The organism is Pseudarthrobacter sp. NPDC092424, from assembly GCF_044754925.1.
GTDB lineage: Bacteria > Actinomycetota > Actinomycetes > Actinomycetales > Micrococcaceae > Arthrobacter.
Genome location: NZ_JBIVQC010000007.1, coordinates 61,049 through 75,623 on the forward strand (window position 1 = coordinate 61,049; position 14,575 = coordinate 75,623).

General features: G+C 67.3%; 11 protein-coding genes. 3 read left to right on the forward strand and 8 right to left on the reverse strand.

Annotated features, from left to right (window positions below; translation table 11 throughout):
* Nucleotide 1: 1 nt before the first annotated feature.
* Genes purU through glyA form a run of 7 tightly spaced genes read right to left on the reverse strand, consistent with a single transcriptional unit; the run spans nucleotide 2 to nucleotide 8,841 of the window.
* Nucleotides 2-898 (reverse strand): formyltetrahydrofolate deformylase, encoded by an 897-nt coding sequence (purU, locus tag ACIQCN_RS11495; RefSeq protein WP_400611043.1) that lies wholly within the window; start codon nucleotides 896-898, stop codon nucleotides 2-4.
* 3 nt (nucleotides 899-901) lie between these two features.
* Nucleotides 902-2,317: an L-serine ammonia-lyase gene (locus ACIQCN_RS11500; RefSeq protein ID WP_400605280.1), complete on the reverse strand. Its 1,416-nt coding sequence runs from the start codon at nucleotides 2,315-2,317 to the stop codon at nucleotides 902-904.
* On the reverse strand, nucleotides 2,317-2,967 hold the full coding sequence (locus ACIQCN_RS11505; protein WP_400611045.1) for a sarcosine oxidase subunit gamma: 651 nt from the start codon (nucleotides 2,965-2,967) through the stop codon (nucleotides 2,317-2,319). Before ACIQCN_RS11505 ends, ACIQCN_RS11500 begins: the two co-directional genes overlap by 1 nt.
* Entirely contained in the window at nucleotides 2,960-5,920 is a 2,961-nt protein-coding gene (locus tag ACIQCN_RS11510; RefSeq protein ID WP_400611047.1) for a sarcosine oxidase subunit alpha family protein, read from the reverse strand. The genes ACIQCN_RS11505 and ACIQCN_RS11510 overlap by 8 nt, the downstream gene beginning before the upstream one ends.
* Complete coding sequence (locus ACIQCN_RS11515; protein ID WP_400605286.1) at nucleotides 5,917-6,243, reverse strand: sarcosine oxidase subunit delta; 327 nt, start codon at nucleotides 6,241-6,243, stop codon at nucleotides 5,917-5,919. Before ACIQCN_RS11515 ends, ACIQCN_RS11510 begins: the two co-directional genes overlap by 4 nt.
* A 25-nt stretch (nucleotides 6,244-6,268) precedes the next feature.
* Nucleotides 6,269-7,489, reverse strand: coding sequence for a sarcosine oxidase subunit beta family protein (locus ACIQCN_RS11520; protein WP_400605288.1), 1,221 nt, complete (start codon nucleotides 7,487-7,489; stop codon nucleotides 6,269-6,271).
* Nucleotides 7,486-8,841, reverse strand: coding sequence for a serine hydroxymethyltransferase (glyA, locus tag ACIQCN_RS11525; RefSeq protein ID WP_400611048.1), 1,356 nt, complete (start codon nucleotides 8,839-8,841; stop codon nucleotides 7,486-7,488). Before glyA ends, ACIQCN_RS11520 begins: the two co-directional genes overlap by 4 nt.
* Before the next feature lie 124 nt (nucleotides 8,842-8,965).
* Here glyA and ACIQCN_RS11530 point away from each other — a divergent pair, with 124 nt between their 5' ends.
* The 3 genes from ACIQCN_RS11530 to ACIQCN_RS11540 all read left to right on the forward strand — a co-directional run bounded on the left by ACIQCN_RS11530 (nucleotide 8,966) and on the right by ACIQCN_RS11540 (nucleotide 12,638).
* Nucleotides 8,966-9,634 carry a GntR family transcriptional regulator gene (locus tag ACIQCN_RS11530; protein WP_400611050.1) on the forward strand — a complete coding sequence of 223 codons (669 nt, stop codon included), beginning with the start codon at nucleotides 8,966-8,968 and terminating at the stop codon, nucleotides 9,632-9,634.
* Nucleotides 9,635-9,846: 212 nt separating this feature from the next.
* Nucleotides 9,847-11,745 carry an amylosucrase gene (locus tag ACIQCN_RS11535; RefSeq protein WP_400611135.1) on the forward strand — a complete coding sequence of 633 codons (1,899 nt, stop codon included), beginning with the start codon at nucleotides 9,847-9,849 and terminating at the stop codon, nucleotides 11,743-11,745.
* A 41-nt stretch (nucleotides 11,746-11,786) separates the two neighbouring features.
* On the forward strand, nucleotides 11,787-12,638 hold the full coding sequence (locus ACIQCN_RS11540) for a prephenate dehydratase (protein ID WP_400611052.1): 852 nt from the start codon (nucleotides 11,787-11,789) through the stop codon (nucleotides 12,636-12,638).
* Here the strand turns inward: ACIQCN_RS11540 and ACIQCN_RS11545 are convergent.
* Entirely contained in the window at nucleotides 12,614-14,530 is a 1,917-nt protein-coding gene (locus ACIQCN_RS11545) for an FAD-binding monooxygenase (protein ID WP_400611054.1), read from the reverse strand. The genes ACIQCN_RS11540 and ACIQCN_RS11545 overlap by 25 nt on opposite strands.
* Nucleotides 14,531-14,575 lie beyond the last annotated feature (45 nt).

Below are 14,575 nucleotides of genomic sequence, written 5' to 3' on the forward strand. Positions count from 1 at the left end.
CCTACCGCAGCACCACAGTGCGGCTGCCCCGCAGGATGACCCGGCCCTCGCAGTGCCATCGGACGGCGTTGGAGAGGGCCTTGCACTCGGTGTCGCGGCCGGCGGCCACCAGGTCCTCAGGCCCGTACGTGTGGTCCACGTCCACCACCTGCTGGGAAATGATTGGCCCCTCATCGAGTTCCGCATTGACGTAGTGGGCGGTGGCGCCGACGGTCTTGACCCCGCGCGCGTAGGCCTGGTGGTAGGGCTTGGCGCCCTTGAAGCTCGGCAGGAACGAGTGGTGGATGTTGATGGCCCGGCCATCCAGCTTCCGGGTCAGGTTGTCGCTGAGCACCTGCATGTAGCGCGCCAACACCACCAGCTCAACGTCCAGCCCGTCCACCAGGGCCATCAGCGCAGCTTCCGCCGCCGGCTTGGTCTCCGCCGTGACCGGGACGTGGTGGAACGGGATGCCGTGCCATTCCACCAGGGCCTGGTGGTCCCGGTGGTTGGAAACCACGGCCACCACGTCCACGGGCAGCTCGCCGATCCGGGCCCGAAACAGCAGGTCGTTCAGGCAATGCCCGAACTTGGAGACCATGATCAGCACGCGGCGCTTGGACCCTTGCCGTTCCAGCTGCCAACGCATGCCGAAGCGCTCCGCCACCGGGGCAAAGGAGTCACGGAGGACGTCCAGGGTGGATTCGTCTCCTTCGGACGCGAAATGCACGCGCATGAAAAAGTGCCCTTCGGAGCGCTCCCCGAACTGTTTGTTGTCGATGATGTCGCAGCCGTGTTCCAGCAGGAAGCCGGAGACCGCGTGCACGATGCCCGGCCCTTCCGGGCAGTCCAGGGTCAGGACGTGCTCCACGGTGGTAGGGGCCTTGGGTGCGGGGATGGAGGTTTCAGTAACAGTCATGGCTCAGCACTCGATCACATTCACGGCCAGGCCGCCCCGGGAGGTTTCCTTGTACTTGGTTTTCATGTCAGCTCCTGTGTCGCGCATGGTCTTGATGGCTTTATCCAGGGATACCTTGTGGCTGCCGTCCCCGTGCAGGGCCAGCCGGGCCGCGTTGATCGCCTTGACGCTGGCGATGGCGTTCCGCTCGATGCAGGGAATCTGTACCAGCCCGCCCACGGGATCGCAGGTGAGGCCCAGGTTGTGCTCAATCCCCACCTCGGCGGCGTTCTCCACCTGCGCTGGCGTCCCGCCGAGCACTTCGCAGAGCCCGGCCGCAGCCATCGAGCAGGCGGACCCCACTTCGCCCTGGCACCCCACCTCGGCGCCCGAGATGGAGGCATTCGTCTTGAAAAGAATCCCGACGGCGGCCGCCGCCAGGAGGAAGCGGACCACGCCGTCGTCGTCCGCTCCGGGAACAAACTTCACGTAGTAGTGCAGGACGGCAGGAACGATCCCTGCCGCACCGTTGGTGGGGGCGGTGACGATCCGCCCGCCGGCCGCATTTTCCTCGTTGACGGCGAGCGCGAACAGGTTCACCCATTCCATCGCCAGCAGCGGATCGGCCGGCGCTCTAACGGGCGACGGCGATGCTGCCGCGGCTTCCGCGGTGGCGGCCGAGGCCGCCAGGGTGCGGAACAGCGCGGGTGCGCGCCTGGTCACTTTCAAGCCACCGGGCAGGATGCCCTCCGCGTTGCAGCCGTTCTCCACGCATTGGCGCATCACGGCCCAGAGCCCCAGCAGCTCCTTCCGGAGTTCCGCTTCACTGCGCCAGGTGAGTTCGTTGGCCAGCATGACGTCGGAAATGGACATGCCCTCGCGGCGGCACACCTCCAGCAGTTCGTCCGCCGTGGAGAAGGGATAGGGCAGCACGGTGTCATCGGCCACCACCTTGTCCGCCCCTTCAGCGTCGCCGTCCACCACGAAACCGCCGCCGATGGAGTAGAAGCTCCGCTCGGCCAGCACGGCGCCGGCGTGGTCCAGCGCCCGGAAGGTCATGCCGTTCGGGTGGGCCGGGAGGGACTTGCGCCGATGCAGCACCACGTCCTCTTCCCAGTTGAAGTCCACCCGGTGCGTGCCGGCGATGTGGAGTTCGGCGTCCAAAGCTGCGGCCGCCACCTGGTCATCGGCCGTAAAGGTGTTCACGGTCTCCGGCTCCAGGCCCTGCAGCCCCAGGACCACGGCCTTGTCGGAACCGTGCCCGCGGCCGGTGGCGCCCAGGGACCCGAAGAGCTCCGACTGCACCCTGGCCGTGGCGGCCAGCAGTCCGTCCGCCTTGAGGCCGTCGGCGAAAAGCTTCGCCGCCCGCATCGGGCCCACCGTGTGCGAGGACGAGGGCCCGATGCCGACGGAAAACAGGTCCAGGACGCTAAGGGCCATCAGGGAACCTCTGGTGAGGCATACTCCCGCATGGCGTCCAGGAGCCAGCGGCCCAGGAACTCGGCGAACGAAGCCCGCGGGAAGATCCGGAACGTTTCCTCGCCGGTCTTCCACAGGATCGCGGGGATGTTCGCGATTTCCGTGGAGAAGGCGGTCCCGGCCTTGAACACCCGCGGGTGCAGATCCAGCGAGCATCCCTTTTCCAGCACTGCCCGGGCCCGGGGGCCGGTCAGTTCGAATGTGGTGCGGTTGGCGGAGAGGTCCACCACCTGGCCCGCGTCCCCGCCCAGCGCTTCCCGCAGGGCGGGAAGGAGGTCCCCGCCCAGGGACTCGTGCGCCTCGGTGGGAGCCACCACCAGGAATTCGGCCGGTCCCAGCCATAACACCGCGGTGTCACCGTGAACCACCACGGAACCGGAGCCGGCCGGCAGTCCTCCCGTGACAGCCGCCAGCCGCTGCGCGGTGTCGCTGCGGACGTCGGCCCGGAGGCCCGCCATGGTCAGGTAGGGCAGTTCCCTAATTTCCACGGTTCCCGCCAGGGAGCCTGCCGTGAAGGCGTCCTTCAGGCTGCCAGCCGGGCTTACGCGGGCGGCCAGGTTCTTGTCTGCCGAGTTCTGCGGGGCAGTGGGGGATGCTGCTGTCTCAGCCATCTTTGCGGGTCCCTTCAGGGTCAAAAAGCACGGTTTCTGCCACGACAACGTCAACCAGCTGGTCACCCGCGGCGGCCACCAGGGTCTCGCCGATGCGGTTGCGGCCGTTCTTGATCAGGGCCAGGCCGAACGACCGGCCCAGCGCTGCACTGTGGTAGCTGGAGGTGACGAAGCCCTCCATGGGTACCGGCCCGTAGGCCGGGTTGGTGGAGCGCCCCTTTTCCACGAGCTGGGTGCCTTCCGGGAGGCGGAGCGCGCCGTCCACGGGAAGGACGCTGACCAGGTGTTTGCGGTCTGCGCGCCGGGTGTCCAACCGGGAGTAGGAGCGCTTGCCGATGAAATCCTTGGCCTTGGAGATGATCCATTCCATGCCTGCATCCTGCGGGGTTATGGTGCCGTCAGTGTCCTGCCCCACGATCGGGTAGCCCTTTTCGGCACGCAGCACGTGCATGGTTTCGGTGCCGTAAGGGGTGATGTTGAATTCGGCACCCGCGGCCGCAACCGCCTCCCAGGTGTTGAGCCCGTACCAGGCCGGGACGTTGATTTCGTACGCCAGCTCACCGGAGAACGAAATCCGGCAGACCCGGGCACGGACCCCGGAGGCCAGCGTGGTTTCCCGGAACGTCATGAACGGGAACGCCTCAGCCTCCAGTCCGCCGTTGGCCGCCAGTTCCGGTGCCACCTTGGCGAGTACCTCACGGGATTTGGGCCCGACGACGGCAATGGTGTTCCACTGTTCCGTCACCGAGGTGCAGTGCACGTCGAGTTCCGGCCACTCGGTCTGCAGCCACTCCTCCAGGTGGTCCAGCACCTTGGCGGCGCCGCCGGTGGTGGTGGTCATGAAGTAGGTGTCCTCGTCCAGGCGGAGGGTCACGCCGTCGTCGAAAATCATGCCGTCAGCCAGGCACATGACACCGTAACGGGCGGAGCCGGGGGCGAGCTTCTTGAACGCGTTGGTGTAGACCCGGTTCAGGAACTCCCCCGCATCCTTGCCGCGGATCTCGATCTTGCCCAGCGTGGTGGCGTCCATGAAGCCCACGGACTCGCGGACGGCGGCGCACTCGCGCAGGACGGCTGCGTCCATGTCTTCCCCGGCCTGCGGGTAGTACCAGGGCCGCTTCCACTGCCCCACATCCTCGAACAGCGCGCCTTTGGCTACGTGCCACGGGTGGATGGAGGTGATGCGGGCGGGGTCGAAGAGCTCGCCGCGCTGGCGCCCTGCCAGCGCGGCGAAGGCCACGGGCGTGAACGGGGCGCGGTAGGTGGTGGTGCCGATCTCACCGATGCCCCGGGAGGCTTCGCCGGCCGTGCGAAGCGCCGCGGCGATCACGCCGATCGCGTTGACGCCGGAGGTCTTGCCCTGGTCGTTGGCGGTGCTGATGGAGGTGTATCGCTTGATGTGCTCCACCGAGCGCATGCCGGCTCCGGTGGAGCGCAGGACGTCCGCCACGGACTGGTCGCGCTGGAAGTCCACGAAGTGGTGGTGCCAGTCATCCGGGGTGCCGTTCTCGCCCGGGACCAGCCACAGCTGGCGGGTGGGTGCGGCGGCCTTCGGTTCGCCCAGCGGGGACGGCTCGACCGCTGAGCTGAAGCCGGCGGCGATGGCTGCGGACGCGCCCGCGGAAATCCCTTCGGCGAGGCAGTCCTGGGTGGCGAAGGAGCCGCGGCCGGAGCCAATGGTCTGCTGGTTGGGGACCACTGTGCCCGGCACGAACGCGGCCAGGTCCTCGTCCCAGCGCAGCTTGCCCTGGCGCTGGGAGTGCAGGTGCACCAGCGGGCTCCAGCCGCCGGACACGGCCAGCAGGTCGCAGGCCATCTGCTCGACGCCCGAGGTGAGCTCGCCGTCGTCGTTGATGCTACGGATGGTGACGCCGTTGAGGCGGCCGTCCGCATCTGCCGAGGTGTTGGCAACGGCGCTGCCGATCAGCACCCGGGTGCCTGCCTCGACGGCGGCGGCTGCCGCCGGGGAGATCTGCGGCCGGGCGTCCACGACGGCGGCCACCTTGACGCCGGCAGCCTGGAGGTCGGTGGCCAGGGCGTAGGCGCTGTCATTGGTGGTGCTGATGACCACGCGCTGGCCGGCGGCCACTGCGTAGCGGTTCAGGTAGCTGCGGACGGCCGAGGCGAGCATGATGCCCGGGCGGTCGTTGTTCTCGAACACCAGCGGACGCTCGTGGGCGCCGGGGGCCACCACCACCTGCTTGGCACGGATGTGCCAAATCCGCTGGCGGGACACGCCGGGAGCGGCGGGGCTGGGGAGGTGGTCGGTGCGGTTCTGCACGGCAATGACGTAGTTGGCGTCGTACGCGCCGAACGCCGTGGTGCGGTTCAGGACCGTGCAGTCCTCGGTGGAGACCAGCTCGGCTTCCAGGTCCGCGACCCATTCCAGTGCGGGCTTGCCCTCGATGGTCTCGGCAAGCTCCGGCGACGTGGAGCCGGAGAGCAACGAGCCGCCCAGCTCGGGCTGGTCGTCCAGCAGCATGACGCGGGCGCCGGTGCGGACGGCTTCACGGGCAGCGGCCAGGCCGGCGGGGCCGCCGCCAATCACCAGGACGTCGGTGTGGACGTACTTCTTGTCGTACTCGGCGCGGTCCTCGTCGGGATCCAGCCGGCCCAGTCCGTTCAGCAGTTCAGCCTTCAGGCCGTCCACCAGGGACACGGTGGTGGCGGGGAGCATGGACTCGGCCACGTGGCCCGGGAAGCGGGGAGCGATCTTGACCAGGGCGTTGGGTTCCTCCACGCCGGCGGCCAGGATGCCGCGGGGGCGGTCCTCGTAGAGGGAGCTGCCGACGGCGACGCGGCCGCTGGCGATCAGTGCGGAGGCCAGCGTGTCACCGGGGTGGCCGGTGAATTCCTCGCCGTCAACGGTGAAACGCCAGGAAATGGTGCGGTCGATGCGGCCGCCGGTGGACAGGCGGGCGTTCTGGGAAGTCGCGGGGTTGTGGGAAGTCATCGGGTTGCTCCTTCCGGGGCTGCGGGGGTGGTGTCCGTGCGGGAACCGCCGGCGTCGGGGCGGGGCGTGCCCATGCGGTACACGGCCTTGATGTCATAGCTGGCGGTGTCGCGCAGCATGTTGAACCACTGGCGGCAGCCGGTGCTGTGGACCCAGCGCTCAGCGAAAGTGCCCTTCGGGTTTGCACGGTAGAAGAGGTAGCGGGACCACTCCGTGTCGTTCAGTTCGTCCGGGTTTTCCGGGTAGGCAACGTGGGCCTGGCCGCCATAGTGGAATTCGGTTTCATCCCGGGGGCCGCAGTTGGGGCATGAGATCAGCAGCATGTGCGTAGTCCTTTTCTGGTGCCGGCTAGTGGGCCACGGCGGCGGCGCCGTGTTCGTCGATGAGGGCGCCGGTTTCGAAGCGCTCCAGCGAGAACGGCTGGTTCAGCTTGTGCGGGGCCCCGGTGGCGATGGTGTGGGCGAAGGTGACACCGGCGGCGGGCGTGCCCTTGAATCCGCCGGTACCCCAGCCGCAGTTCACGAACATGTTCTCCACCGGAGTGGTACCCACGATCGGGGACGCGTCCAGGGTGGTGTCCACGATGCCGCCCCAGGTCCGGAGCACGTGCGCACGGGCGAAGATGGGGAAGAGTTCGACGGCGGCGGCCATCTGCTGCTCGATCACATGGAAGGAGCCGCGCTGGCCGTAGCCGTTGTAGGAATCGACGCCGGCACCCATGACCAGTTCGCCCTTATGGGCCTGGGAAACATAGACGTGCACGTGGTTGGACATGACCACCGTGGGGTGGACCGGCTCGTGCAGTTCGGAGACCAGGGCCTGCAGCGGGTGGGACTGGATGGGCAGTTCGAATCCGGCCATCTCGGCCAGGACCGAACTGTGTCCGGCCGCGCAGAGCCCCACCTTTTCGGTGTTGATGGTGCCGCGGCTGGTCTTGACTCCAGTGACGCGGTTGCCGTCCTTGATGAAGCCGGTGACTTCGCAGTTCTGGATGATGTCCACGCCCAATTCGTCGCACTTGCGGGCGAAGGCCCAGGCCACGTGGTCGTGCTTGGCGATGCCCGCGCGGGGCTGGTAGGTGGCGCCCATGACGGGGTAGCGGATGTTGTCGCTGATGTTCAGGATGGGGCAGAGTTCCTTGACCTGCTGCGGGTCCAGCCATTCCGCGTCCACGCCGTTGAGTTTGTTGGCCCCCACCCGCCGGATGCTTTCACGGACGTCGCCCAGCGTGTGGGCCAGGTTCATCACGCCGCGCTGGCTGAAGAGGAAGTCGTACTCGAGCTCCTCGGGCAGGATTTCCCAGAGCTTGAGGGCGTGCTCATAGATGGCGGCGCTCTCGTCCCAGAGGTAGTTGGAGCGGATGATGGTGGTGTTCCGGGCCATGTTGCCGCCGGCCAGCCAGCCTTTTTCCAGGACGGCGATGTTGGTCATGCCGTGGTTCTTGGCCAGGAAGTAGGCGGTGGCCAGGCCGTGCCCGCCGCCCCCGACGATCACGGCGTCGTACGAGGACTTGGGTTCGGGGTTCCGCCAGAGGAATTCCGGGTGTTCCGGAAGGTGCTGGGTGCTCACTGGGCGGCTCCAATCAGGTCTGCCTCTGCGGCGGCGAGGGCGGCGTCGTCGTTGAGGTGCGGGTACAGCGGGAAGCGGCCGGCCAGGGCCGTCACGCGGGCGCGGAGTCCGACGGCGGTGTCCCCGGGAAGGGAGCCCGCCGCGTTGGTTCCGGTGCCCGCTGCGGAAACCAGCGCCGTCGCGATGATGTCCGCCACTTCGGCGAACTCGGCGGGACCGAAGCCGCGGGTGGCGAGCGCCGGCGTCCCGATCCGGAGTCCGGAGGAGACCATTGGCGGCCGGGGATCGAAGGGGACGGCATTGCGGTTGACGGTGATGCCGATGCGGTGCAGGACGTCCTCGGCCTGCTGGCCGTCCAGTTCGGAGTGGCGCAGGTCCACCAGGACAAGGTGCACGTCGGTGCCGCCGTTGACCACGGAGATCCCGGCACCCTGGACGTCAGGCTGCAGCAGGCGCTCGGCCAGAAGCTGCGCACCCTGCAGGACGCGCGCCTGGCGTTCCGCGAATTCGGGAGTGCCGGCGAGCTTGAAGGCCACGGCCTTGGCGGCAATGACGTGTTCCAGCGGGCCGCCCTGCTGGCCGGGGAAGACGGCACTGTTGATCTTCTTGGCGTACTCCTCCTTCGCCAGGATGACCCCGCCGCGGGGGCCGCCCAGGGTCTTGTGGGTGGTGGTGGTCACCACGTCCGCGAATGGGACGGGGTTGGGGTGCAGCCCTGCGGCCACCAGGCCGGCGAAGTGGGCCATGTCCACCATGAGGTAGGCGCCCACCAGGTCGGCGATGCGTCGGAACTCGGCGAAGTCCAACTGGCGGGAGTAGGCGGACCAGCCGGCCACGATGAGCCTGGGCCTGTGCTCCAGGGCCAGGGCTTCCACTTCCGCCATATCGACGCGGAGGTCTTCTTCGCGGACGTGGTACGGAACCACGTTGTAGAGCTTGCCGGAGAAGTTGATCTTCATGCCGTGGGTCAGGTGGCCGCCGTGGGCCAGGGAGAGTCCCAGGATGGTGTCGCCCGGGTTCAGCAGGGCGAACATGGCGGCGGCGTTGGCCTGGGCGCCGGAGTGCGGCTGGACGTTGGCGTATTCGGCACCGAACAGGGCCTTCACGCGGTCGATGGCCAGCTGCTCGATGACGTCGACGTGCTCGCAGCCACCGTAGTAGCGCTTGCCCGGGTAGCCCTCGGCGTACTTGTTGGTCAGCACCGAGCCCTGGGCTTCCATCACGGCGGAGGGAGCGAAGTTCTCCGAGGCGATCATTTCCAGCGTGGCCTGCTGCCGGTGCAGTTCCTGCGCGACGGCAGCAGCTACATCTGCGTCCACCGTGGCGAGGGGGGCATTGAGTACGTTCTGCATGTTTCTCCTTACAGAAGCTTTCCGGGAGCTGATCAACAACTGATCCGCGACTGATATATTAGAACTGACGCAATAGTATGTTGTAGATCACGCAGCAGTCAACAGAAAGTTTTGGGAGTCGCACATGAGCCTGGCGCCAGGGAACCAGCTGACGGAAATCCCGGAACCCTCCCTGTCCGAGCAGGCCTACCGCACTTTGCGCGACCGGCTCATCATGCTGGAAATCCGCCCCGGCGAAGCGATCAACGACGGCAGGCTGGCCGCCGAGCTGGGCATCGGGCGCACGCCGCTGCGCGAGGCACTCAAGCGCCTGGAAACCGACCACCTGGTGATCTCGTACCCGCGCCGCGGAACGTTCGCCACCGTCGTCGACATCACCGAACTCGCGGACGTCTCCGAACTCCGGGAGGCGCTGGAACCCCTGGCCGCCCGGCGCGCCGCGAAACTGGCCACCCCCGCCCTCCGCGCGGAACTGCGCGACACCGCCGCGGCGATCGCCCGCATGCAGGATGGCGACGACCCGTACGAACTCATGCGGTACGACATCCAGGTCCACCGCCTGATCTACCGGGCCGCCGCCAACACGCACCTCGAGGACGTCCTGATCCGCTACGACAACCTGGCCACCCGCATCTGGTGCATGGTGCTGGAAAAGGTCCCGTCCGTCGCTGAGCACGTGGCCGAGCATGTGGCCCTGCTGGAGGCGATTGCCGACGGCGAAGCGGACCGGGCTGCCACGCTGGCCCTGGAGCATGTCACCAGCTTCGAAGAGGCCATCCGCAGCGTGCTCTGAGCCGCGACGACCAACCTCATTTCGACGCGCAGGCTCATTCCCGACGCGCGTGTGCGCTGGCGCGCCCCATATACGGGGTGCGCCGGTGCAAGTCCGGGTCGACGACAAATATGCGCGTCGAAAACGGCTCCCGCCCGGCCCCGGTGTGACGTGAAATACTGCCGGTACAGGTTTCCGCCGGATCCGCCGGCGCGCCGGAAGGGACCATGGCCATGCAGGAATCCGTCAGCCTGGATGAAAAGACGCGGCAGCACGTCCTGGCCGCCCTGCACGGTGCGGATGGCCTGGCCCCGGACCCGGCGTTCCGCCGCCGCCTGGACCAACATTTCCCCACACTGCGCGGGCTGTTCCAATCCCTTTACGGATCCCGGCCGGACTGGCTGGACCAGCTCGCGGCGCTGGTGGTCCAGAGCGCCCGGTCCTGGCAGGAGCGGCCCGAGGACCTCAAAGCCCTGGACGCCGAAAGGGAAACCAACACCGGCTGGTTCCAGTCCAACGCCATGCTTGGCGGCGTCTGCTACGTGGACCGCTACGCCGAAAGCCTGGAGGGGGTCCGCGCCCGCATTCCTTACTTCAAGGAGCTGGGGCTGACGTACCTGCACCTCATGCCGCTGTTCCTGGCTCCCGAACCGCACTCGGACGGCGGTTATGCGGTCTCCAGCTACCGCCAGGTCAACCCGAGGCTGGGCACCATGGAGCAGCTCAAGTCGCTGGCCGCCGAACTCCGGCGCAACGGCATCAGCCTGGTGGTGGACTTCATCTTCAACCACACCTCGGATGAGCACGAATGGGCGCGGAAGGCCGCAGCCGGCGACCCCGAATACAGCGACTATTACTGGATCTTCCCGGACCGCACCATGCCGGATGCCTTCGAGCAGAACGTCCGGGAGATCTTCCCGGAGAACCACCCCGGCTCCTTCATCCAGATGCCCGACGGGCGCTGGGTCTGGGCCACCTTCCACACGTACCAGTGGGACCTGAACTACTCGAACCCTGACGTCTTCCGCGCGATGGCGGGCGAGATGCTGTTCCTGGCCAACCAGGGCGTGGACATCCTGCGCATGGACGCTGTGGCCTTCATCTGGAAGCAGCTCGGCACCACTTGCGAGAACCTGCCGGAGGCGCACTCGCTGCTGCAAGCCTTCAATTCCGTCTGTCGGCTGGCCGCACCGTCGCTGCTGTTCAAGTCCGAGGCCATCGTGCACCCGGACGAGGTGGCCCGTTACATCGATCCCGCCGAATGCCAGCTCTCCTACAACCCCCTCCAGATGGCGCTGATCTGGGAGTCCCTGGCCACCCGCGACGTCTCCCTTCTTGCCCAGGCGCTGGAGCGGCGGCACAACATCCCGGACGGCACCGCCTGGGTGAACTACGTCCGCAGCCACGACGACATCGGCTGGACCTTCGCCGACGAGGACGCCGCAGAGCTCGGCATCAACGGCTTCGACCACCGCCGCTTCCTGAACTCCTTCTACGTCAACCGCTTCCCGGGCAGTTTCGCCCGCGGCGTCCCCTTCCAGGACAATCCCAAGACCGGGGACTGCCGCATTTCAGGCACGACGGCGTCCCTCTGCGGCATGGAGGTCGACCCTGCTGAGGCTGTGGAGCGAATCCTCCTGGCCCACTCGGTGCCCTTCAGCACCGGCGGCATTCCCCTGCTGTACCTGGGCGACGAGGTGGCGCAGCTTAACGACTACAACTACGCCCTGGAGGAAGGGCACGACGCCGACAGCCGCTGGGTGCACCGGCCCCACTATCCGGCTCGCCACTACGCCCGCCGCAGTGATCCGGCCACTCCCGAGGGCGCAGTCTTCGCCGGGCTGAAGCGGATGATTGCGGTGCGCGCGGCCACCCCGGAGTTGGCCGGAACCCGGCTGGTGGACTTCCACACCGGCGACCGTGCGGTCCTCGGCTACCAGCGGCCCGGAGAAAGCAGCACGGTGCTGGCCCTCGCCAACTTCAGCGACTCCCCCGAGGCCCTGCCCGCCGAAACCTTCGCAGGGTTCGCGCCCGCCGCCGTCGACCTCCTCTCCGAAGCCGCACTGCACCTGGACGAGGGCATCACCCTGCTGCCCCGTCAGTACGTCTGGCTGCGTGTCACGCCGCTGTAGCGTTTTCCCAATGGGCGTCGGCCCGTGAAACCATACGGATCATGGCCTCCAAGATTGCGTACCAGGGTGAGCCCGGCGCCAACTCCAATATCGCGTGCAAGCAGATGTTCCCCGACATGGAAAGCGTGCCCTGCGCGAGCTTTGAGGACGCGTTTGAGCTCGTGTCCAGCGGCGAGGCCCAGCTGGCCATGATCCCGATCGAGAACTCCATCGCCGGCCGGGTGGCGGACATCCATATCCTGCTGCCACAGTCCAAGCTGCAGATCGTGGGCGAATACTTCCTGCCCATCCACTTTGACCTGCTGGGGATTCCGGGCAGCACCATCGAGGGTGCCACCGAGGTGCACAGCCACATCCACGCCCTGGGCCAATGCCGGAAGCTGATCCGGGACCATGGCCTCAAACCCGTCATTGCCGGAGACACCGCAGGTTCCGCGCGGGAAGTCGCAGAGTGGAACGATCCCCGAAAGCTCTCCCTCGCTCCTCCACTGGCCGCGCAGATCTACGGCCTCGAAGTCCTCGCGTCCCGGGTGGAGGACGATCCCTCCAACACCACCCGCTTCGTGGTCCTGGCCCGGGAAAAGGAACTCCCGGCGAGGGTTCAACTTCCCGGACCGACAGTCACCAGTTTTGTGTTCCGCGTGCGCAACGTCCCGTCCGCGCTGTACAAGGCGCTGGGCGGTTTTGCCACCAACGGAGTCAACATGACCCGGCTTGAGAGCTACATGGTGGGTAACGAGTTCGCCGCCACCATGTTCATGGCCGACGTCGAAGGCCACCCCGAGGACCAGCCGCTGAAGCTGGCCCTCGAGGAGCTGGACTTCTTCACCACCGAGGTACGGATCCTCGGCGTGTACCCCGCGGCGGGCTATCGGGCGGCGGCCACGGCCTGACGCGGCTGCTGCCCGGGCTTCAGGAATTGGGCGAAAAACGCCCCGAGTTCCGCGGTGGCGGTCAGCGGCAGGACATTCGCCACGTACTGGTCAGGACGGACAACAACCACCACGCCGGCCCGGTCCAGGCCGCGTTCGTCGAAGATGTCCGCGTTGGGGTCGGTGCCGTAGACCTTCTCGTAGTCAGTCAGCTTGAACGGGCCCACCTGCGGCTTGAACACCGCGGGAACCTTGCTGATGTCGACGGCGGTGTGCCCCTGCTGGTAGATGACCTTCAGGTCGAACCAGGCATCCGGGTCGGCCCCGGCCGGGGTGGCGGCCAGCGGTGATTCCGGCGAGCCGGCGAACCATTCGGCCAGCATGTCGGTGGCCGAACCGGTTCCCGGCTGGGCCGGGTCGGCAAACACGTAGATCCGCCAGCGGCCGTCCGCGGTGGCGTGGTGGCCCAGGTGGATCGGGTTGGTGTCCGCGACCCGGACCACGGGGGCGGACTTGAAGCGTTTGCCCACGGGGAAGCCGGTTGCCAGGCCCTGGTGGTCGTCGGTCCCGACGATCAGGGACGGGGCGTACTGGGTCATGAACCCCGCCGGGAATTCGGCGGTGCGGACGTAGAAATCTTCCAGGTCCGAGGGGTGTTCGAACTCTTCGGGCTTCTTGGCCATCATGGATGACCATTCCTTGTCGAAGTCGATGAGGTTCTTCGCCACCACCTGGCGTTCGGCGGAGTAGGTGGCCAGCAGGCTCTCCGGGCTGCGGCCCTCCAGGACATGGCCGAGCTTCCAGGCGATGTTGAAGCCGTCCTGCATGGACACGTTCATTCCCTGGCCGGCCTTGGCGCTGTGCGTGTGGCAGGCATCGCCGGTGATGAAGACGCGCGGCGTGCGGGTGCCGCGGTCCTCCGGCAGGACGTCGTCGAACCGGTCAGTGAGGCGGTGGCCCACCTCGTAGACGCTGTGCCAGGCGACGTTGCGGACGTCCAGGGTGTAGGGGTGGAGAATCTCGTTCGCCTTGTGGATGATTTGGTCGATGCCGGTGTTCCGCACCGCATGGTGGGTCGCGGGGTCCACCTCCCCCAAATCCACGTACATCCGGAACAGGTGTCCGCCTTCGCGCGGAATCAGCAGGATGCTGCCTTTTTCACCCTGGATGGCGCACTTGGTGCGGATGTCCGGAAAATCGGTCACCGCGAGCGTGTCCATGACACCCCAGGCGTGGTTGGCCTGGTCGCCGGCGAGGGTGCAGCCGATGGCCTGGCGCACCTTGCTGCGTGCGCCGTCGGCCCCCACCACGTACTTGGCGCGGACAACGCGCTCCTGGCCCTCGTCCGGCCCGGCGGTGCGGAGCAGTCTGACGGTGACCGGGTACTCCCCGTGGGAAGCGACCTCCAGGCCCTGGAACTCGTAGCCGTAGTCCGGCTTCAGGCGTGACGGCGAGTTGGCCGCAAATTCCGCGAAGTAGTCCAGCACGCGGGCCTGGTTGACGATCAGGTGCGGGAACTCGCTGATGCCCATTTCGTCATCCACGGCGCGCGCGGCACGGACGATGTTGGCGCGGTTGCCGGGGTCCGGCTTCCAGAACGCCATCTCGGTGATCCGGTAGGCCTCGGCGGTGATCCGCTCAGCGAACCCGAAGGCCTGGAACGTCTCCACGCTGCGCGCCTGGATGCCGTCCGCCTGGCCGATGGCCAGTCGTCCCGGGCGCCGCTCAACGATGCGCGTGGTGACGTCCGGGAACATCGAGAGCTGTGCGGCTGCAAGCATGCCGGCAGGGCCCGTGCCAACGATCAGCACATCCACTTCGTCCGGAAGTTCTTCAGGGCGGTTGATGCCGACGCCGGCGGCCGGCTGGACCCGCGGGTCACCGGATACGTAACCGTGGTGGTGGAACTGCACGGGCTTCCTCACTTCGTTGTGGTGGATTTTGTTCTATATCAGAAC

Bases quoted from the DNA above. Each gene is read 5' to 3' on its own strand.
- ACIQCN_RS11510 (WP_400611047.1), bottom strand. From the start codon at position 5,920: ATGACTTCCCACAACCCCGCGACTTCCCAGAACGCCCGCCTGTCCACC.
- ACIQCN_RS11530 (WP_400611050.1), top strand. From the start codon at position 8,966: ATGAGCCTGGCGCCAGGGAACCAGCTGACGGAAATCCCGGAACCCTCC.
- ACIQCN_RS11505 (WP_400611045.1), bottom strand. From the start codon at position 2,967: ATGGCTGAGACAGCAGCATCCCCCACTGCCCCGCAGAACTCGGCAGAC.
- ACIQCN_RS11540 (WP_400611052.1), top strand. From the start codon at position 11,787: ATGGCCTCCAAGATTGCGTACCAGGGTGAGCCCGGCGCCAACTCCAAT.
- glyA (WP_400611048.1), bottom strand. From the start codon at position 8,841: ATGCAGAACGTACTCAATGCCCCCCTCGCCACGGTGGACGCAGATGTA.
- ACIQCN_RS11535 (WP_400611135.1), top strand. From the start codon at position 9,847: ATGCAGGAATCCGTCAGCCTGGATGAAAAGACGCGGCAGCACGTCCTG.
- ACIQCN_RS11515 (WP_400605286.1), bottom strand. From the start codon at position 6,243: ATGCTGCTGATCTCATGCCCCAACTGCGGCCCCCGGGATGAAACCGAA.
- purU (WP_400611043.1), bottom strand. From the start codon at position 898: ATGACTGTTACTGAAACCTCCATCCCCGCACCCAAGGCCCCTACCACC.
- ACIQCN_RS11500 (WP_400605280.1), bottom strand. From the start codon at position 2,317: ATGGCCCTTAGCGTCCTGGACCTGTTTTCCGTCGGCATCGGGCCCTCG.